This is a genomic window from Vibrio sp. 10N.261.52.A1 (genome assembly GCF_002876325.1).
GTDB classification, from domain to species: Bacteria; Pseudomonadota; Gammaproteobacteria; order Enterobacterales; family Vibrionaceae; genus Vibrio; species Vibrio chagasii.
The window spans coordinates 1-17565 of sequence record NZ_MCYD01000663.1; the positions used below are offsets into that span (position 1 = coordinate 1).

Below are 17565 nucleotides of genomic sequence, written 5' to 3' on the forward strand. Positions count from 1 at the left end.
AGTTAGAACCGTAAATTAATTATCGTAGTTCAATTTAATAAGGTTACCTTTAGCATCTCTCACTAAGTTACCTTTACGATCTGTTTTAAATAGTTTTTTGTTCGTAAATCGATCACAAATTTCATCGAATTCTTCTTTCGACATATCGATTTCATCCAAAACACTTTCAAGAGAGCGACCTAAGTAAACATTAGGATAGTTACCATCATTTTCTTTTAGAAACTCAACTATGTCTCTACGGTCAAGTCGACCTCGTCGAATATGGTTATTCGCTTGGTCAGTTGCACGACCAAAGCCATACTTAATATACTTGAAATAATCGTGTACTCGGTGATAGTAGTTATCTAAATTCTCGTAGTTTACAAAGCTACCTTCTGTTGGTGTTGGGTAACTTTCAAAACCGTGCGCTTGAGCCACCAAGGTATTATTGTAACCATCCCAAGGGAAATAATAGCCTAAGAAAATACCCGTCACACCCACTCGCTTTAGGTCTTCATCAGAAGGATAGAAGTAAGGAATAAGATCGCGTCGAGTGATGCCATCCTGACCAATTAAATCTGTAATGCGCATACCAAGCATGCCACCAAACTCTTCAAGCCAACGACGATCTAAGACGTTGTTCTCAGCTGCAGCCGCTGGACCACCATATTCGTGCTGTGAGTTCTCACCCCAAATAATTAAAGGGATATTTTTCTCTACAGCCACCTGAATAGGAATAGTAAAGATCGTAACGTGTTCTGCCCATTGAATATCTCCCACCTCGCGCAAAGCTAAACGAGAAAGCTTACGACGAATTTTAGGGTTTGTTGTCACGTTGACATGATCTACTCCCAATCGCTTTAGGTTTTCAAGGTTGCGACGACCAATGTCCGATAAAGAATCAGTTTCCGCAGTTACACATAATGGATTCAAACCAGCTTGTAATACGCGAATTACTTGATAAGTACTGTCTTTACCGCCACTGACCGGAATAATACAATCATAGTTTGAACCATCAATAGATTTGTACTTGTTCGTAATAGCTTCAAACTCGTTTTTACGCTCTTCCCAATCAATTTCTTTACGTTCTTCAAAGTTAATGCAAGCACTGCACTTGCCTTCCTCATTAAACCATAAATCAGGCTTCGTCTCTGGATACATACAGCTAGTACAATATTTGATTTTTTTCATTTTTTAACCTGTTTACTCTTTATTCAAAACATCGGTAATAACACGAACCACTGTATCTTGTTGCTCTTCAGTCATACCGTGGAACATAGGGAGGGAAATAGCTTCCTGATAATAACTCTCAGATTCTGGGAAATCGCCTTCAGAATAGCCCATTGCCTGATAATATGGCTGGGTATGAACAGGTATGTAGTGTAAATTTACACCAATACCGTTTTCTCTTAACGCATCAAACACTTGTTTATGAGTCAACGATATTTCATTCAATTTCAATCGAATAACAAAAAGGTGCAAGCCCGAATACGTATTCTCTAACTGATAAGGTAGTACCAGCGGTAGATTTGACAACAGTTGGTTGTATCGCTCAGACAACACATGGCGTGCAACGACAAAATCATCGAGACGCTGCATCTGACTTACACCTAATGCAGCTTGTAATTCTGTCATTCGATAATTAAAGCCTAAGTCTACTTGTTGGTAATACCAACCACCATGAGACTCGCCTCGCATCAACTCCAGATCTCGCGTAATACCGTGACTACGCAATAGTGCCATCTTGTCAGCCAGCTCTTTACTGTTTGTAAGCGCAGCACCACCTTCAGCAGTTGTGACAATTTTTACTGGGTGAAAGCTAAACACCGTAATGTCTGAATATTCGCAATTTCCTATCGGCTGATCTTGATATCGGCCACCAATCGCATGTGATGCATCTTCAATGACTCTGAAACCATACTCTTTGGCTAACTTACCTATGGAAGCCATATCACACGGCTGTCCACATAAATGCACTGGCACAACAACTTTTGGAAGCTTACCTTCAACTTTTGCTTTAATAAGCTTCTCTTCAAGACGTTTAGGACACATGTTGTACGTGTCTGGGTCAATGTCGACAAAGTCGACTTTTGCACCACAGTACAAACCACAGTTTGCTGATGCCACAAAAGTCACCGGAGATGTCCACAACCAGTCACCTTGCCCTAAACCTAAAGCGAGACAGGCAATGTGCAATGCCGAAGTGGCACTGTTCACTGCCAATGCATAGCTCGCGCCAGTATGTTCAATCAGCGCACTCTCGAACGCAGGAACCTGAGGCCCCTGCGTCAGAAAATCCGATTTTAAAACGTCTAACACACTGTCAATATCTTGCTGATTGATATCTTGTTTACCGTAAGGAATCACTTTTCATCTCACACTGTAAAATTTGGATCAACGTGCTCTTTAATGAGTTCACGTAAACCTTCAATCGTTTCCCACTCAGTATTGGTCCCAGAGTTGTATTTAAACCCAAAAGGCACCTTCTCAGCTTTGTGGTGTTCCATATATTCAGTTTCTGTATAAGTAAAAGAAACTGAAGGCAGAATCGCATAATAACGACCTAAATCAATTGTATTGAGAGAGTCTGTGTCGGTAATCATCTCTTCATGCAACTTCTCACCAGGACGGATACCAACCACTTTTGTTGGTACACCGGGTGCAACAGCTTCGGCAATATCAAGAATCTTATAAGATGGAATTTTAGGGATAAAAATCTCCCCTCCTAAGTGGTTTTCAAGAGCGTACATCACCATATTTACACCATCTTGAAGAGAGATATTAAAGCGAGTCATCTCTTCATGGGTAATCGGTAAAACACCTTCTTCTTTCTTTTGCATGAAGAATGGAATAACAGATCCACGAGAGCCCATCACATTGCCGTAACGAACCACACTAAAACGAATATCTTTTGAACCTTTAATATTGTTCGCAGCAGCAAACAGCTTATCTGAAGCCAGTTTTGTTGCCCCGTACAAGTTGATTGGTGCACAAGCTTTATCAGTTGAAAGTGCTACAACGTCTTTGACTCCACATTGAAGGGCTGCATTTATCACATTTTCAGCACCGTCTACATTCGTCCTGATACATTCTGTAGGATTATATTCCGCAGTATCTACTTGTTTGATTGCAGCGGCGTGAATTATGACATCCACACCTTCACATGCTTGGATCATACGGTTTCGATCACGTACATCACCGATAAAAAATCGTAATTGAGGAAAATCTTTCAGCGGATATTGTTGTTTTATTTCAAACTGTTTTAGCTCATCACGAGAGAAAATTATGATTTTCTTTACGTCCTGGTAACGGTCTAAAATCGTTTTAATAAACTGTTTACCAAATGAGCCAGTGCCACCTGTAATTAATACTGTTTTATTGTTTAGCATACTCAACTACTCTAATGTATTTCTTCTTATTCTATGTCTTGTGACTTAGAATCTTAAATTCAAAATTAATATCTAGCTACTTTATCTGACTAGTAACTTCTCAAAAAATTCCAGGTGTTTCTTCACTGTTACTCGTGAACTAAAGCTTTCATCTAGGCGCTTCTTAGCCGCTTCACTCATGGCTGTGCACTTGGCCTTGTCTTGTGCGAGCTTGTCCATAGCCTCGCCCAACGCTTTAGCGTCACCAGTTGGGACAATATAACCCGTTTCACCATCCACAACGAGTTCTGGGGCACCGCCGGTGGTCGTAACGACTGAGGTTGTGCCGTTTGCCATTGCTTCCACAATAGTGCGTGGTAGCCCCTCTCCGCTGATCGATGGTTGAACTTGAAAGTCTGCCATACACATGATCGAAGGAATGTCAGTTCGATGACCAATGTAATGAATTCGTTCACTCATAGGGCTCGCTTTTATCCCATCAAAGTGAGGCTCATAACCACTACCCGCTAAGATCAGATGGAAGTTGGGTGCCGAAATGTATTTGGTCGCTTCAAGCAAAACGGAAATACCTTTGCTTGGCCTGACGTGCGCTGCAGTAATCGCAACAACATCCTCTTCACTCAAACCAAATTCAGAGCGCTCAGTTGGTGGTACCTTGTACCAATCCAATTCATGCCCTTTGTATATGGTAACAACGTTATCTTTGTTCTTCCAAACGCGCTTCACTACATCCTGTCGCACTGCTTCAGACACACATACAATGCCATCTACACGAGGATGGAGCTGAGTTAGGTAAGCACTTGGGTCATGTCGATATAGCCCGCCAGTAGTACCTCGATAAACAACCAACTTAACGTCAAAGCCAATACACGCAAAAGCTGCATTGGGTATTGTCTTAGAGTTAAAAGCATAGCAGATGTCGTAATTGTGCGTTTTTAACTCATGACGGATCTTTTTAATGGTATCAAAACAAATTTTACGTTTAGGATAGCCATCAACAACTCGGATGCCGTGCTCTTCTAGCTTCGATACGTGCTCAGATTCTCCCTGAGTCATGATCGTCACTTGATGCCCTTGACGAGCTAGCTCGATAAAAATCGCAGCTTCTGGACGCAAACTGTTCCATGCATGTAAGTAAGATGCACAAACTAAAATCTTCATCTCTCGGTCCCTATTTAGCTTGGTCTGTTGAACTGTCTTCTGAGCGATTTTCAAGAATCCACAAACCGACATATTTATTGAAATTCACCTGAGCGTAAGTCATAGCCATAATGAAACCGACACTGCCATCCATAAAGCCACGACGGATAATGTACACAAGGAAAAACGTCCACATCGCTCGTAGTAGAGCAAGGAATAAGCCGTGTGATTTCTTACCTTTACGGTGATATTTTTGAGAACCAAGCCAAGCATATTGCGCTGCTTTATCTAAGCCGTGCCCATAATCTCGATGGGTGTAGTGGAGTAAGTATCCTTTCAGGGTACCCGTCGTTCCTTGTTCCGGCACAACGGTTTCGTGCACTTCATCCAAGGTATATCGAGAGCCCTCTCTTTTGAAGAGTCTCAACACAGCACGAGCACTACGGCCATGCTTAAGTGTTGTGCCATAGAGCGTCACTCCCCAAGGAAGTTTATAAGCGGTATGTTTGATTTGATCTTGTTTTAATAACTCAACAAGAGCATTGCTCATTTCAGGGTCTAAAGCTTCATCCGCATCGATTGATAACACCCAATCACATGTCGCTTTATCTAGTGCTCTTTGCTTTTGCTTACCAAAGCCCGGCCAATCGGTGATGGTCACGTTGTCTGTGTATTTTTGGCATATCTCAACGGTTGCGTCCGTTGATCCGCTGTCTAACACAATTAGCTCATCGGCAATATCAACCACAGATTTTAGGCAAGTTTCAATTCGGTCTTCTTCATTCTTGGTAATAACAATGACAGACAGGGTATGTTTTCTCATTATTCAGCCCTAGAATTTCCAATAGTTTAATGATTTACGGATTTTAAAGTTACGAATCCAATTTTTTGGCTTTTTATCCTGCCAACCGCTTTCTAGCACACCCGTAATAGCACTCAGAACTCTCGCTGAGGATTGACCGTCCAAATATGGCGTTATTGACGGACCATAATTAGCGATGGCTTTGTCTCTTGCTTCATCCGGTAGCATCGCTTGTTGAATTGCGGATTCTAACTGCTCTGCTTGGGTAATATTGATGAAACTCGCTTGAGGGTCTCGGTTATTTACCGTAACAACCGGCTTATTGAGCAACAAAAACTCCTGAAAGATCGATGAGTTGTCACATACCATCACATCGGCACGATGCTGCATTTCAATCACTCGATCATTGTCGAAGAACAGAAGGTTGTCCCCTTCCAACGCCTGGTATTTTTCTCGTGTCTCTTGCTTCATTTTAGGATGCAATGTGACTAACCATTGCCACTGGCTCAGTTTGCTTAGGCGCTTAAGCTCTTCATAAACCAATTCAGCACAGGATAAACTTGGCGAAAAAGTGGAAGCGAATAGAATTTGAGGTCTTTCAAAATGTTTGTCACTGGCCTGGTAATTAAACAAGCTATCTAGCTTCAACCATCCGGTCTCTTTGACTTGAAAATAGCCACGCTGCTTAGCGAGTGGCTCCAAAGAGTTGCTTCTTTCATGACCTTCTGTGCAATACAAATCAAATAGACCACGCTCAGGATATAAGTTCCCTCGTTTACTCTCATTCAAACCGTGAAACACTTGCACCTTTAACCCTGGAATGAAAGCAGGAACGCGATCCCCGGGAACTAAAACAGCAGAAGGGTTATAGGCGACAGCTTCTGCCAAAGACACACGCTGCTCTTGCTCTAATAAAAGATGTTCAGAAGCATCCTCACCAACGAGCAACCATTTTACGTCATGGCCAAGTTGCTTCGCGTAGTTATAGAATGGACGAAGGATAGCAAATGAGTAGTTTTGCTCGACATAGAGCAAAAAACGATAGGATTGATCGGTTTGAATAAGCGATGAGATAGAGTTCACCATTTCCGTTTGAGAGTGTCACTAAGCATTTAATTATAACGCTCTTTACTTTCGAGATTGAAGAAAATACTCTTCTGATTACTGATTTTACCCTCTGGTGTCACTGTTCTTATGCTTATACGACTTATATACACTCTTATATTGTCATTGGCCTCTCCACTGCTCCTCTATGGGCTTTACAAGAGCAAACCCGGAAAGCCAAGTTTCGGCAAGCGCTGGAAAGAACATTTCGGTATCACGCCACAAGTTCAAGGTAAAAGCCCTATCTGGATTCATGCGGTGTCGGTGGGTGAATCTATTGCTGCGATACCTATTATCAAGCAATTGAAGCAGCGAGCCCCAAATCAAGCCATCATCGTTACCACGACAACCAGCACAGGTGCTGAGCAAATAAACAAGCTGGGTGATTTGGTCGAACATCGCTACATGCCGATTGATTTTTCTTGGTGTGTACGAGGCTTCCTTAAATCAGTACAACCAAAGCAGATGTTGATTATGGAAACAGAGCTTTGGCCAAACACGTTGCATTGCGTCGCGAAAGCTGGAATTCCTATTTCAGTACTCAACGCTCGCCTTTCTGAACGTTCGTGCCAACGCTACGCCAAATTCCAACCCGTGTTTAACCTTCTAGCTAATAACCTTTCTCAGGTACTCTGCCAATACCCTAGTGATGCGGAGCGTTTTGTTAGGCTAGGCCTAGATAAAGCATCTGTGCATGTGACGGGCTCTATCAAGTTTGATATTGAAGTCTCTGCTGAACAAGTTGAAAATGGCAAAGCATTAAGGGAGCAATTTGGCTTTGATCGCGATGTCTGGATTGCAGCTAGCACTCACCAAGGTGAAGACGATGTTGTTTTAGATGCTCATAAGCAACTTATAAAAAACAATCCGAATGCGCTACTCATCATCGTGCCTCGCCACCCAGAGCGATTTAACCAAGTGGCAGAGCTCGCTAAGCAGCACAACTTCAACACCGTCACTCGAACGAGTCAGCAACCATTAACATCTGATGTTGAAGTCTATATAGCTGATACGATGGGAGAAATGTTGGTACTGCTCGGTGGCGCTGATGTATGTTTTATGGGCGGAAGTCTTGTTGGAGATAAAGTTGGAGGGCATAACTTGCTAGAGCCAGCAGCCCTAAAGTTGCCTCTGCTAAATGGCCCTAGCTACTTTAATTTTAGCGAGATCACCGACAAACTGCTTGAAGCTCAAGCTGTCACTATTTGCCAAAACAGCAATGAAATTGTAGGCCAGCTAACAGAGCTGTTCACACAACCTAAGTTACGTAAAGATAAAGGCTTAGCCGCTTATCAAGTGGTTGAGCAGAATCGAGGGGCGTTGGATAATACCTTACAGCACGTTCTTGACTAGCAATCATTTAGTTAGCTTTGGTAGCCTTTTAACAACGGCTCCCAATCAGATTCTTGCCATTGAATCTGGCGCTTGTTTACTTCTTTTAGGAATGAGCGCTTTAAGCGATTCAAGTTACCTTCTTTCCAGTCATCACCCGCTTGCTGGCCACACTTGTCAAAGTCAATAATCCACACCTTTTGTGAATCATCAAGCAGGATATTGTGAATGTTAAGATCAGTGTGATTAACGCCAGCATCATGCATTTTACGTATCTCTTGACCAATTTTTTGATAAATGTCCGCACCTATCGGATTAGCTACCAAGACATCAACCAGATCTTTCGCATTGGGGATTCGTTCCGACATCAGATCTGCACGATAAAATAGTCCGCTTTTGGTCGCCCGAGCGGCAATCGGCTTGGGTACATTCACACCTGCAGTAGCTAATACATTAAGAACATTAAGCTCCATCGCGCAGCGCGTGCTTTCCCAATCAGAAAATCGATATTGGTCTTCAACAAGTTTGCCAAATAGCCCACCACGGCGATAGTGACGCAACGCAGCTTGCATTCCATCAAGTTGAATAAACCAGGTGGTGCCACGACCCTGTGCACTCCCTGAAATAGCCTCACGTTGCTGCCAGTATTCTGCCTCAAAGATCTGAACCATCTCACTCACCGGCACTTGAGCCAAAAGTGCAGAGTCATACCAAATTGTTTGGTTCTTAGTGTTAATTGTTTCCATCTATGAGGCCTTTGGGTCGCTTTTCGTCATTGCTATTTTACAACTAATGCGAGTATCTGCATAATTCTGATGTTATTCACTTTTTCGGACTCTTTATGTCACTGTTCTCAACTGCACCTCAATCTCTTTGCATACTTCGCCTCTCTGCGATTGGCGATGTTTGTCATGCTATTTCTGTGGTTCAAGCCATCCAGAAGCAGTGGCCTGAAACGAAAATTACCTGGATAACCGGAAAAATAGAAGCCATGCTGATCGGCGACCTGCCAGGTATTGAAGTCGTTGTTTTCGATAAGAAACAAGGCTTCAAAGGAATGCGTGAACTCTGGCGCCAATTGTCAGATAGAAAATTTGATGCACTGCTACACATGCAAGCCGCACTCAGAGCCAGCGTACTTTCCTGGGGAATAAAGGCGAAGTATAAGGTAGGATTTGGCAAAAACCGTACTCGTGAAATGCAATCACTCTTTACTAACCGCCACCTGCCTATTTCAGATAAGTTTCATGTGTTAGATAACTTTGCCGAATTTGCTCGCTACATTGGTGTACCCTTCGATAAACCCCTGTGGGATATTCCTTTAACGCCGGAAGACGAACAACTAGCCATCGACACCATGGCTGGGAAACAAACCTTAGTTATCTCTCCTGCTGCAAGCAAAGATTCACGTAACTGGTTAACTGAACGATATGCCGCTATTGCCGATTATGCAGTAGAAAAAGGGATGCAAGTGGTACTGTGTGGCTCTCCTGCTCCACGAGAAGTAAACCTTGGTAAAGACATCGAGGCGCTATGCCAATCTCCAGTTATCAACTTAATTGGTAAAACTAACCTAAAACAGCTCACCGCAGTACTCAAGCATGCGACCGTGGTAATCGCACCAGATACCGGCCCAGCACATCTAGCGACGACACAGTCTACACCTGTCATCGGGTTATACGCACACAGTGATCCACGAAGAACAGGGCCCTACAATGACCTTGATATTGTGGTCAGTGTTTATCAACAGCACGTAGAGGCGCAACAAGGGAAACCGGTTAAAGATCTTCCATGGGGAACTCGAGCAAAAGGCGATGATTTAATGAAAGACATCACGCTCGACATCGTAAAGCAGACTCTCGACAAAGCCTTAAACTCTATTAAAACACCAAGCAAGGACAGCTAATATGACCACACACGTTATCTACCCAGGTACTTTCGATCCGGTAACCAATGGTCACCTCGATATTATCATCCGTGCTGCTAGCATGTTTGATCATATCACGGTGGGAGTAGCCGCGAGCCCAAGCAAAAAGACCATGTTTAAGCTAGATGAACGAGTAGAGCTGTTGCGTGATGCTGTGTCTCACTTACCTAATGTATCTGTTGAAGGCTTTTCTGGTTTGCTTGTCGATTTTGCCAAAGAACAGAAAGCCAACGTATTGGTACGTGGCTTAAGAACAACCATGGACTTTGAGTACGAGTTCGGTCTCACTAGTATGTACCGCAAGCTCCTACCCGGTCTTGAAAGCGTGTTTCTAACCCCTTCAGAAGAGTACGCCTTCCTATCTTCAACTATTGTTCGTGAAGTCGCGATACACGGCGGGGACATAAGTCAGTTTGTGCCACAGAAAGTTGCAGATGAAATCAAACTGAAAACAGTGAAATAATCCTGTATCCAAAAACAAAAATAGCGCTCATTGGGCGCTATTTTTTATGACTGCGATTAGAGTTTACAGTGAGTAGTAAGCTTTATACCAATCCGCGAATGCTTTGGCGCCTTCTTGGATTTTAACTTGAGGCTTATAACCTACTGCTTCAAATAGATCTTCAGTATCTGCGTAAGTTGCGTATACGTCACCAGGTTGTATTGGCATGAAGTTCTTCTTCGCTTCGATACCTAAAGCCGTTTCTAATGCTTCAACGTAATCCATCAATTTAACTGGGCTACCATGACCAATGTTGAACACTCGGTATGGTGCTGAGCTGGTTGCTGGTGAACCTTGTTCTACCGTCCAATCTGATTGTTTTGCTGGAATGCGATCTTGCACACGAATAATACCTTCAACGATATCATCGATATAAGTGAAGTCACGCATCATGTCGCCGTTGTTATAAATATCGATCTCTTTGCCCGCTACGATTAAATTCGCAAACTTGAACATCGCCATATCAGGGCGGCTCCAAGGGCCATAAACCGTAAAGAAACGTAGACCTGTTGTCGGCACATCGTATAGATGGGAATAAGTATGCGCCATTAGCTCATTCGATTTCTTAGTCGCTGCGTACAATGAAATCGGGTGGTCAACGCTGTCTGCCGTGTGGAATGGCATTTTCTGGTTCAAGCCATATACCGAGCTTGATGAAGCATAAACTAAATGCTCGACCTTATTATGACGGCAGCCTTCCAAAATAGCTAAGTGGCCAACAAGGTTGCTGTCAGCATAAGCCATTGGGTTATCGATTGAGTAACGAACGCCAGCTTGTGCCGCTAAGTGAATAACGCGGTCGAATTTTTGCTGTGCGAAAAGCTCAGCGATACCCTCTCTCTCAGCGAGATCAAGCTCGATAAAGGTAAGGTTTTCATGTTCGATTCGCTTAAGGCGGTCGTGTTTCAGAGAGACTTCGTAGTAGTCATTTAGGTTATCGATACCAATAACCTCATGCCCTGCCGCACATAGTCGCTCTGACACTGCAGAGCCAATAAAACCAGCAACGCCAGTTACTAAATATTTCATTCTACTATTCTCAATTCATATAATTAGTACAATTGTAGCTACTCGCTAGCCTATCGACTAGCAATAAAAAGTGAACACGAGTTCAGATTTTCTAGACTTGGCACTCTTCGCAATAAAACGTATTACGTTGTCCGATTTTTAGCTCTTGAATCAGCGCTTCGCAGCTTGGGCATTTTTCACCTGCTTTACCATACACTTGCAGCTCTTGTGCGAAGTAGCCTGGTTTACCGTCAGCCTGAGAAAAATCTTTCAACGTAGTACCACCTTGCTTGATAGCCGTCGCGAGTACTTGCTTGATCTCATCGGTTAATAAGATCCATTCGGCTTTGGTCACTTTGTTTGCTGATCGTAACGGGTGGATTTTTGCAGAGAACAAAGCTTCATTAGCGTAGATATTCCCGACACCAACCACCACTTTGTTGTCCATGATGAACTGCTTGACCGCAACTTTGCGCTTTTCTGCCTTCTCAGCGATGTAGACAGCATTAAAGTCGTCGGTTAACGGCTCAGGACCAGAGCCAAGCAACACAGAGTGGACTTCATCAGGCGCTGACCACAACCAAGCACCAAAACGACGCGGATCGTTATAGCGCAGTACCTTGCCGTTAGTCAGCTTTAGATCCACATGATCGTGCTTTGCTGCAGGGAAATCAGCATCTAATACTCGCAGTGATCCAGACATTCCAAGATGAACAATTGCAGTACCTGTATCAGTTTCTATTAACAGGTACTTAGCACGACGCGAGATCGCACGAATCACCTGCCCTTCTAGCTTTTTAAGCTCTTGTGGGATATCCCAACGCAGCTTTGGCGTACGAAAGGTCAGTGTCTTAATGGTCTCGCCGACTAAATGAGGCGAGATCCCCATGCGGCTTACTTCGACTTCGGGTAACTCAGGCATAATCTAATCGTCCGATGTTGAGGGATTGTCTTGGCTAAGGCTTGGAAACAGGTAGCTCTCTTCAATAGACACCGCTAACCACTGATCATTCCAGTTTTTTAACAACCAAAATTCAGGCAGCTGATAATAAGTAATGCGTTGCGGCTCTTCTTGGTCTTGATACCACACTTCTATGGTATGCGGAGTGCTGAGCTGAGAGGCAAGGTCAGTATAGGTTTGCGAGTCAACCTTGGTGCCAACAAGTTGCTGCCAACGCTGAGCACGTTCTTTAGCGCTAATGCTTTGAGCTGGGGCGGAGCCTTTCAATTGATAGCTCCACTGACCATCTTCGAGTACCAATGACCACTTAGCGAAGTGCAACGCCTGAAGCTCGGCTCCAGGATTTAACAGGTAGGGGTAAGGACTACTAACCTGTTGCTCAGGTTCTGGCTCGATAAGATACGCTTTGATCAAAGTAGGAAGGTTGAGTACCCCAATAAAAGCGATCACGCTTAACATGAGTATGTTGTTCCACCTACGTCCACGATATCTCATCTGATTCTGCCATCTAACCTATTGAGTCTTCAGTATATCGTGAAAGTGGCGATACTTTCTATGTTGCTATTTGCACTGGTTAGAGCCTTGTGAAGATTAAAAGATACGTGAGGCCACCAAATTGTAGGCATAAAAAAACCCAGCGATTAAGCTGGGTTTTTCAATTCTTTCTTCTACTGAAGAAGAGCCAAAAAAGCATCAATTACTTGATTTTCGCTTCTTTGTACATAACGTGTTGGCGAACTACTGGATCAAACTTTTTGATCTCAAATTTGCCTGGCATGTTACGCTTGTTCTTATCAGTTGTGTAGAAGTGACCAGTACCTGCAGAAGATACTAGACGAATTTTCTCACGAATGCCTTTAGCCATTGCTTAATTCCTCTTAAACGTTTTCGCCACGTGCACGAATATCAACAAGAACAGCATCGATGCCTTTCTTATCAATGATACGCATGCCTTTAGCAGTTAGACGTAGTTTAACAAAACGTTTTTCGCTCTCTACCCAGAAACGATGAGTTTGTAGGTTCGGCAGAAAACGGCGCTTAGTAGCATTGCGTGCGTGTGAACGGTTGTTACCCGTTACTGGACGCTTACCAGTTACTTGGCATACTCGGGACATGAATGTCTTCTCCAATCGTTTCAGCTCGATATCAACCTTGGTGGCCGAACCTCTCTATCAATTAAAATAGAAGGTAAAAACCGTTATGGAAAATCCATACAAGGCTATCAAAGGTCGCGCATTATACTAACTTGACACGCATTGCTCAAGACCCGAACAGATCCTTTTTGCGGATTTCGTGATCTTTTTTTGTGCAGCGCAGCTTGCTTGAGTAATCAGAGCTGATTTTAGGTCTAAAAATGTGGGCGGAATGATAGCAGATTTAACGTAGTTAACAACCTAAAATGTGATTCAAATCCATCCGCGCTCAGCAAAAGAGACAACTTCACCGTCTCCGACAACAAAATGGTCGAGAATTCGAATGTCCACCAGCGCCAAGGCATCGGTCAATCGGCGAGTTATTCGCCTGTCAGCTTGGCTCGGCTCTGCGATACCCGAAGGGTGATTATGTGCCAATATGAGGGCGGCAGCATTATGATGAAGTGCCCGTTTAACGACCTCTCTGGGGTAAACCGATGCAGCATCAATCGTCCCCTCAAACATCACTTCATCCTTTATTACCCTATTTTGATTATCAAGAAACAATATATAGAAGGCTTCTCGCTGGCGGTCGCGCAACATACTCGACAGATAAAGCTTAGTATGGCTCGGGCTGGTCAGAGCATCGCCTCGAGATAAGGTCTCCGCGAGGTAACGCTGCGTCATTTCCAGTACGGCTTGCAATTGAACATACTTCGCTTGCCCCATCCCTTTATGAGTACAAAACTCAGCTTGTGTTGCTGAAAACAGGTGTCTAAGTGAGCCAAAGTCCTTGAGCAGCTTATCTGCCAGCTCTAGAACGTTCATTCCTTGCGTGCCCGTTCGGAGAAAGATGGCTAGCAGCTCTGCATCACTCAAAGAATCAGGCCCTCGAGTAAGTAGTTTCTCTCTTGGCATTGATTCAGCTGGCATTTTATTTATCGGCATAGAAGAGCAAATCCATTGCTTATGAACATAACCCCTCAGCGTAACTAGCTAGTATCCAGAGTTCCTTTAATAGAGATAAAGCCAGCCGAGTCACTAACAAAAACGTGTAATTGATAAGTTTGATAACGCCAATTTGATGAGCATCAAGTCTGTTCAAGTTCTGCTTCTAGGCACTCATCCTTTGTTCTGATATCGTAAGTCGCAGAAAAATTAAGGAACAGAATCATGCAAACACAGGTTAATCCACTGAGTAACGCTGACCAACCAGGCCTAGCAGGGAAAAAAATTCTTCTTGGTATTAGTGGTGGTATCGCTGCTTACAAATGTGCCGAGCTAACTCGACGCTTGGTTGAACGTGGGGCACAAGTGCAGGTCGTCATGACCAATGCAGCTAAGGAGTTCATCACTCCACTGACTATGCAAGCGGTCTCGGGAAGGCCAGTGTCTGATAGTTTGCTTGATCCTGCTGCTGAAGCTTCAATGGGTCACATCGAACTCGCAAAATGGGCTGACTTAGTATTGTTAGCACCGGCGACTGCCGATCTTATTGCACGTATGACTGCAGGCATGGGCAACGACCTACTGACCACTTTAGTTTTAGCGACCGATGCACCAGTTGCGGTATCACCGGCAATGAACCAACAAATGTATAGCCACCCTGCCACTCAAGAGAACATCGCGACGCTAAAACGTCGTGGTTGTGAGATTTGGGGGCCAGCGGCTGGCGAACAAGCGTGTGGTGATGTAGGCATGGGCCGCATGTTAGAGCCAATGCAGCTTGTGCACCGCTGTGAAGACTTCTTCCAACCTAAACCACTTGCTGGCCGCTCTGTACTTATTACTGCAGGGCCAACTCGTGAAGCCATTGACCCTGTACGTTACATCACAAACCACAGCTCAGGAAAAATGGGCTACGCGTTAGCTGAAGCCGCAGCTAAACAAGGCGCAACGGTCACTTTAGTGAGCGGCCCTGTGTCGCTAGCTACTCCAGACAAAGTGACTCGCGTCGATGTCGATAGTGCTCAACAGATGTTTGATGCCGTTACTGATCGCGCCGCTCAACACGATGTTTTCATCAGTTGTGCCGCGGTTGCTGATTACCGCCCTGAGACCATTGCAGACCAGAAACTTAAAAAAGTAGATGGCAAAGATGACATGACGATTCAAATGGTGAAAAACCCAGATATCGTCGCTTCTGTCGCGGCAATGACTGAAGGCCGTCCATTTACAGTGGGGTTTGCGGCTGAAACGCAAGATGTAGAGAAATATTCCCGCGGTAAGCTAGAGCGAAAGAACCTCGATATGATTTGCGCTAATGATGTATCTGTCGAAGGCCAAGGCTTCAATAGTAGTAGTAACGAATTACATCTTTATTGGAAAGGTGGCGATAAGTCTCTGCCATTAGATAGCAAAGGTGCGCTTGGATTCCAGATCCTTGAACAGATCCAACAACTGCTAGAAAAGCATTACTAACCCACTGATTAGAGCAATATTGTCGGATAAATAGACAATTTTGAGCTGACAATCTGCTGACACCTCTCGATTCTGTTGACCTAGGGCTTACAAAACTAGGAAACAGAATTGAATGGTGTTTATAATCCTTCTTCACTCAATCCTCATCTTTAGGAAAGGAAGTAAATAGATGGCTGGTACTCGAAAATCAAACCGTCGTGAAGAAATCCTACAAGCTCTCGCACAAATGTTGGAATCGACCGAAGGTGCTTCTCGTATCACGACGGTAAAATTAGCCAAGCAAGTTGGCGTTTCTGAAGCAGCACTTTACCGCCACTTCCCTAGCAAAGCTCGCATGTTTGAAGGCCTTATCGAGTTTATTGAAGAAGCCTTGATGTCTCGAATCAACCGCATTCTGGATGAAGAGAAAGACACGCTAGAGCGCATACGCCTAGTACTGCAACTGATCTTAGTTTTCTCAGAACGTAACCCAGGCCTGACTCGAATTTTATCTGGCCATGCTCTAATGTTTGAAAACGAGCGCCTACGTGACCGCATCAATCAACTGTTCGAACGCATTGAGACTCAACTTCGTCAAATTCTGCGAGAAAGAAAGCTTCGTGAAGGGAAATCATTCCCTGTTGATGAGAAAATCTTAGCGGCACAATTGCTCGGCCAAGTTGAAGGCAGCCTGAATCGCTTTGTACGTTCTGACTTCAAATATCAACCGACAGAAAACTTCGATGCTTATTGGGCGCTACTCAGCGCTCAGATTAAGTAGCAATCCAACTTTAAGTGATGGTTATGACGAAAACTTCTCCGACAAGCAGCACTTCACAACACGTTATTACTAAGCCGCCTTTTACGCTGGCACTGCTTCACCCTAAATATTGGGGAGTATGGTTCGGCTTTGGGCTGTTGGCGCTTATCGTTAACGTTCTCCCTTACCGCCTGTTATTACTGTTAGGCCGTTCATTGGGCACTTTGGGCGCTCGTTATGGTAAAAAACGCGTCGCAGTCGCCACTCGCAATTTAGAACTCGCCTTCCCAGATAAGCCAGCAGATGAAGTTGCGGCTATGGTGAGCGAGAACTTTAAGAATACGGGTATGGCGCTGATCGAAACCGGCATTACTTGGTTCTGGCCGACGTGGCGCTTTAAGCGAATTTTAGTAGATAAAGACACCCAAATGCTGCGTACGCACAAAGCCAATGGCAAAGGTGTTCTTCTCTGCTGTGTGCATGCCTTGAACTTGGAGATCACCGCACGAGCAATGGCTGTGCTCGGTATTCCTGGCCTAGGCGTGTATCGCCCACACAACAACCCTGCTTATGAGTTCATTCAATACCGTGGTCGTACCCAAAACGGCAACCGCCTAATTCACCGTAAAGATGTGAAGCGCATGATCCGAATCTTGCGTCAGGGTGAGATCCTTTTCTACCTTCCAGATCATGATTACGGCCGTAATAAGTCAGTGTTTGTACCGTTCTTCGCCGTGCCTGATGCGTGTACGACTACTGGTACTAGTATTCTGGCTTACACCAGCCGCTGCGCGATTGTTCCAGGCTCTGGTTTTAGAAACGACAACGGCAAATATGAAATCATGGCCGATGAGTCCATCGAAGATAACTACCCGCAAAAAGATGAGAAAGCGGCTGCCGCTTACATGAATAGCTATCTTGAGAAGATTATTTTACGCGCACCAGAGCAGTGGATGTGGCTACACAAGCGTTTCAAAACCATGGAAGACCCAGAAGCTGAACGCGGTATTCGTTATAAGTAGAGTAGCCGCTATAAATACTATTCTGAACCAAAAGAAAAGGGGCTGATGATTCATCAGCCCCTTTTGCATTCTATAGCTATAACAAATTGTATTAGATGCCGTACTG

Annotated in this window: 19 protein-coding genes; 6 read left to right on the forward strand and 13 right to left on the reverse strand. The window is 44.2% G+C overall.

What is annotated here, in order from left to right; genetic code table 11:
- Nucleotides 1-15: 15 nt before the first annotated feature.
- From BCT81_RS12530 to BCT81_RS12555, 6 genes are all read right to left on the reverse strand, one after another.
- Entirely contained in the window at nucleotides 16-1170 is a 1155-nt protein-coding gene (locus BCT81_RS12530; RefSeq protein WP_102424627.1) for an N-acetyl sugar amidotransferase, read from the reverse strand.
- Nucleotides 1171-1182: 12 nt separating this feature from the next.
- The gene (pseC, locus tag BCT81_RS12535; protein ID WP_102424628.1) at nucleotides 1183-2346 is read right to left on the reverse strand and encodes a UDP-4-amino-4,6-dideoxy-N-acetyl-beta-L-altrosamine transaminase; all 1164 of its coding nucleotides are present in this window, start codon (nucleotides 2344-2346) and stop codon (nucleotides 1183-1185) included.
- Between the two features lie 8 nt (nucleotides 2347-2354).
- On the reverse strand, nucleotides 2355-3368 hold the full coding sequence (gene pseB / locus BCT81_RS12540) for a UDP-N-acetylglucosamine 4,6-dehydratase (inverting) (RefSeq protein ID WP_102424629.1): 1014 nt from the start codon (nucleotides 3366-3368) through the stop codon (nucleotides 2355-2357).
- A gap of 81 nt (nucleotides 3369-3449) precedes the next feature.
- Nucleotides 3450-4529, reverse strand: a complete 1080-nt coding sequence (locus BCT81_RS12545; protein ID WP_102424630.1) for a glycosyltransferase family 4 protein — start codon at nucleotides 4527-4529, stop codon at nucleotides 3450-3452.
- 10 nt (nucleotides 4530-4539) lie between these two features.
- Complete coding sequence (locus BCT81_RS12550) at nucleotides 4540-5331, reverse strand: glycosyltransferase family 2 protein (protein WP_102424631.1); 792 nt, start codon at nucleotides 5329-5331, stop codon at nucleotides 4540-4542.
- 9 nt (nucleotides 5332-5340) lie between these two features.
- Nucleotides 5341-6372 carry a UDP-N-acetylglucosamine 2-epimerase gene (locus tag BCT81_RS12555; protein ID WP_102424641.1) on the reverse strand — a complete coding sequence of 344 codons (1032 nt, stop codon included), beginning with the start codon at nucleotides 6370-6372 and terminating at the stop codon, nucleotides 5341-5343.
- A 132-nt stretch (nucleotides 6373-6504) separates the two neighbouring features.
- Here BCT81_RS12555 and waaA point away from each other — a divergent pair, with 132 nt between their 5' ends.
- Nucleotides 6505-7767 carry a lipid IV(A) 3-deoxy-D-manno-octulosonic acid transferase gene (waaA, locus tag BCT81_RS12560; RefSeq protein ID WP_102424632.1) on the forward strand — a complete coding sequence of 421 codons (1263 nt, stop codon included), beginning with the start codon at nucleotides 6505-6507 and terminating at the stop codon, nucleotides 7765-7767.
- A gap of 11 nt (nucleotides 7768-7778) precedes the next feature.
- Here waaA and BCT81_RS12565 read toward each other — a convergent pair whose 3' ends face one another.
- A complete protein-coding gene (locus BCT81_RS12565; protein ID WP_102424633.1) occupies nucleotides 7779-8492 on the reverse strand; it encodes a 3-deoxy-D-manno-octulosonic acid kinase in 714 nt (237 codons plus the stop codon).
- Nucleotides 8493-8587: 95 nt separating this feature from the next.
- Between BCT81_RS12565 and BCT81_RS12570 the strand changes: the two genes are divergently transcribed.
- The gene (locus tag BCT81_RS12570) at nucleotides 8588-9652 is read left to right on the forward strand and encodes a glycosyltransferase family 9 protein (RefSeq protein ID WP_102424634.1); all 1065 of its coding nucleotides are present in this window, start codon (nucleotides 8588-8590) and stop codon (nucleotides 9650-9652) included.
- Nucleotide 9653: 1 nt separating this feature from the next.
- On the forward strand, nucleotides 9654-10136 hold the full coding sequence (gene coaD, locus BCT81_RS12575; RefSeq protein WP_102424635.1) for a pantetheine-phosphate adenylyltransferase: 483 nt from the start codon (nucleotides 9654-9656) through the stop codon (nucleotides 10134-10136).
- 63 nt (nucleotides 10137-10199) lie between these two features.
- Here the strand turns inward: coaD and BCT81_RS12580 are convergent, their stop codons facing one another.
- From BCT81_RS12580 to radC, 6 genes are all read right to left on the reverse strand, one after another.
- On the reverse strand, nucleotides 10200-11204 hold the full coding sequence (locus BCT81_RS12580) for an NAD-dependent epimerase (protein ID WP_102424636.1): 1005 nt from the start codon (nucleotides 11202-11204) through the stop codon (nucleotides 10200-10202).
- Nucleotides 11205-11295: 91 nt separating this feature from the next.
- A complete protein-coding gene (mutM, locus tag BCT81_RS12585) occupies nucleotides 11296-12105 on the reverse strand; it encodes a bifunctional DNA-formamidopyrimidine glycosylase/DNA-(apurinic or apyrimidinic site) lyase (RefSeq protein WP_061033133.1) in 810 nt (269 codons plus the stop codon).
- Nucleotides 12106-12108: 3 nt separating this feature from the next.
- Entirely contained in the window at nucleotides 12109-12639 is a 531-nt protein-coding gene (locus tag BCT81_RS12590; RefSeq protein WP_102424637.1) for a hypothetical protein, read from the reverse strand.
- Nucleotides 12640-12841: 202 nt separating this feature from the next.
- Nucleotides 12842-13009 (reverse strand): 50S ribosomal protein L33, encoded by a 168-nt coding sequence (gene rpmG / locus BCT81_RS12595; protein WP_002535344.1) that lies wholly within the window; start codon nucleotides 13007-13009, stop codon nucleotides 12842-12844.
- A 13-nt stretch (nucleotides 13010-13022) separates the two neighbouring features.
- Nucleotides 13023-13259 (reverse strand): 50S ribosomal protein L28, encoded by a 237-nt coding sequence (gene rpmB / locus BCT81_RS12600; protein ID WP_004728407.1) that lies wholly within the window; start codon nucleotides 13257-13259, stop codon nucleotides 13023-13025.
- A gap of 291 nt (nucleotides 13260-13550) precedes the next feature.
- Nucleotides 13551-14225 (reverse strand): DNA repair protein RadC, encoded by a 675-nt coding sequence (gene radC / locus BCT81_RS12605; protein ID WP_102424638.1) that lies wholly within the window; start codon nucleotides 14223-14225, stop codon nucleotides 13551-13553.
- A gap of 225 nt (nucleotides 14226-14450) precedes the next feature.
- Here radC and coaBC point away from each other — a divergent pair, with 225 nt between their 5' ends.
- From coaBC to lpxL, 3 genes are all read left to right on the forward strand, one after another.
- Nucleotides 14451-15698, forward strand: a complete 1248-nt coding sequence (gene coaBC / locus BCT81_RS12610; protein WP_102424639.1) for a bifunctional phosphopantothenoylcysteine decarboxylase/phosphopantothenate--cysteine ligase CoaBC — start codon at nucleotides 14451-14453, stop codon at nucleotides 15696-15698.
- A gap of 169 nt (nucleotides 15699-15867) precedes the next feature.
- The gene (gene slmA, locus BCT81_RS12615) at nucleotides 15868-16458 is read left to right on the forward strand and encodes a nucleoid occlusion factor SlmA (protein WP_004741428.1); all 591 of its coding nucleotides are present in this window, start codon (nucleotides 15868-15870) and stop codon (nucleotides 16456-16458) included.
- Between the two features lie 17 nt (nucleotides 16459-16475).
- Complete coding sequence (gene lpxL / locus BCT81_RS12620; protein WP_102424640.1) at nucleotides 16476-17459, forward strand: LpxL/LpxP family Kdo(2)-lipid IV(A) lauroyl/palmitoleoyl acyltransferase; 984 nt, start codon at nucleotides 16476-16478, stop codon at nucleotides 17457-17459.
- Nucleotides 17460-17565 lie beyond the last annotated feature (106 nt).

Coding starts and splice junctions, on each gene's coding strand:
- BCT81_RS12530 (WP_102424627.1), bottom strand. CDS start 1,170: ATGAAAAAAATCAAATATTGTACTAGCTGTATGTATCCAGAGACGAAG.
- pseB (WP_102424629.1), bottom strand. CDS start 3,368: ATGCTAAACAATAAAACAGTATTAATTACAGGTGGCACTGGCTCATTT.
- BCT81_RS12545 (WP_102424630.1), bottom strand. CDS start 4,529: ATGAAGATTTTAGTTTGTGCATCTTACTTACATGCATGGAACAGTTTG.
- BCT81_RS12550 (WP_102424631.1), bottom strand. CDS start 5,331: ATGAGAAAACATACCCTGTCTGTCATTGTTATTACCAAGAATGAAGAA.
- waaA (WP_102424632.1), top strand. CDS start 6,505: ATGCTTATACGACTTATATACACTCTTATATTGTCATTGGCCTCTCCA.
- BCT81_RS12565 (WP_102424633.1), bottom strand. CDS start 8,492: ATGGAAACAATTAACACTAAGAACCAAACAATTTGGTATGACTCTGCA.
- BCT81_RS12570 (WP_102424634.1), top strand. CDS start 8,588: ATGTCACTGTTCTCAACTGCACCTCAATCTCTTTGCATACTTCGCCTC.
- coaD (WP_102424635.1), top strand. CDS start 9,654: ATGACCACACACGTTATCTACCCAGGTACTTTCGATCCGGTAACCAAT.
- BCT81_RS12580 (WP_102424636.1), bottom strand. CDS start 11,204: ATGAAATATTTAGTAACTGGCGTTGCTGGTTTTATTGGCTCTGCAGTG.
- mutM (WP_061033133.1), bottom strand. CDS start 12,105: ATGCCTGAGTTACCCGAAGTCGAAGTAAGCCGCATGGGGATCTCGCCT.
- BCT81_RS12590 (WP_102424637.1), bottom strand. CDS start 12,639: ATGAGATATCGTGGACGTAGGTGGAACAACATACTCATGTTAAGCGTG.
- rpmG (WP_002535344.1), bottom strand. CDS start 13,009: ATGGCTAAAGGCATTCGTGAGAAAATTCGTCTAGTATCTTCTGCAGGT.
- rpmB (WP_004728407.1), bottom strand. CDS start 13,259: ATGTCCCGAGTATGCCAAGTAACTGGTAAGCGTCCAGTAACGGGTAAC.
- radC (WP_102424638.1), bottom strand. CDS start 14,225: ATGCCGATAAATAAAATGCCAGCTGAATCAATGCCAAGAGAGAAACTA.
- coaBC (WP_102424639.1), top strand. CDS start 14,451: ATGCAAACACAGGTTAATCCACTGAGTAACGCTGACCAACCAGGCCTA.
- slmA (WP_004741428.1), top strand. CDS start 15,868: ATGGCTGGTACTCGAAAATCAAACCGTCGTGAAGAAATCCTACAAGCT.
- lpxL (WP_102424640.1), top strand. CDS start 16,476: ATGGTTATGACGAAAACTTCTCCGACAAGCAGCACTTCACAACACGTT.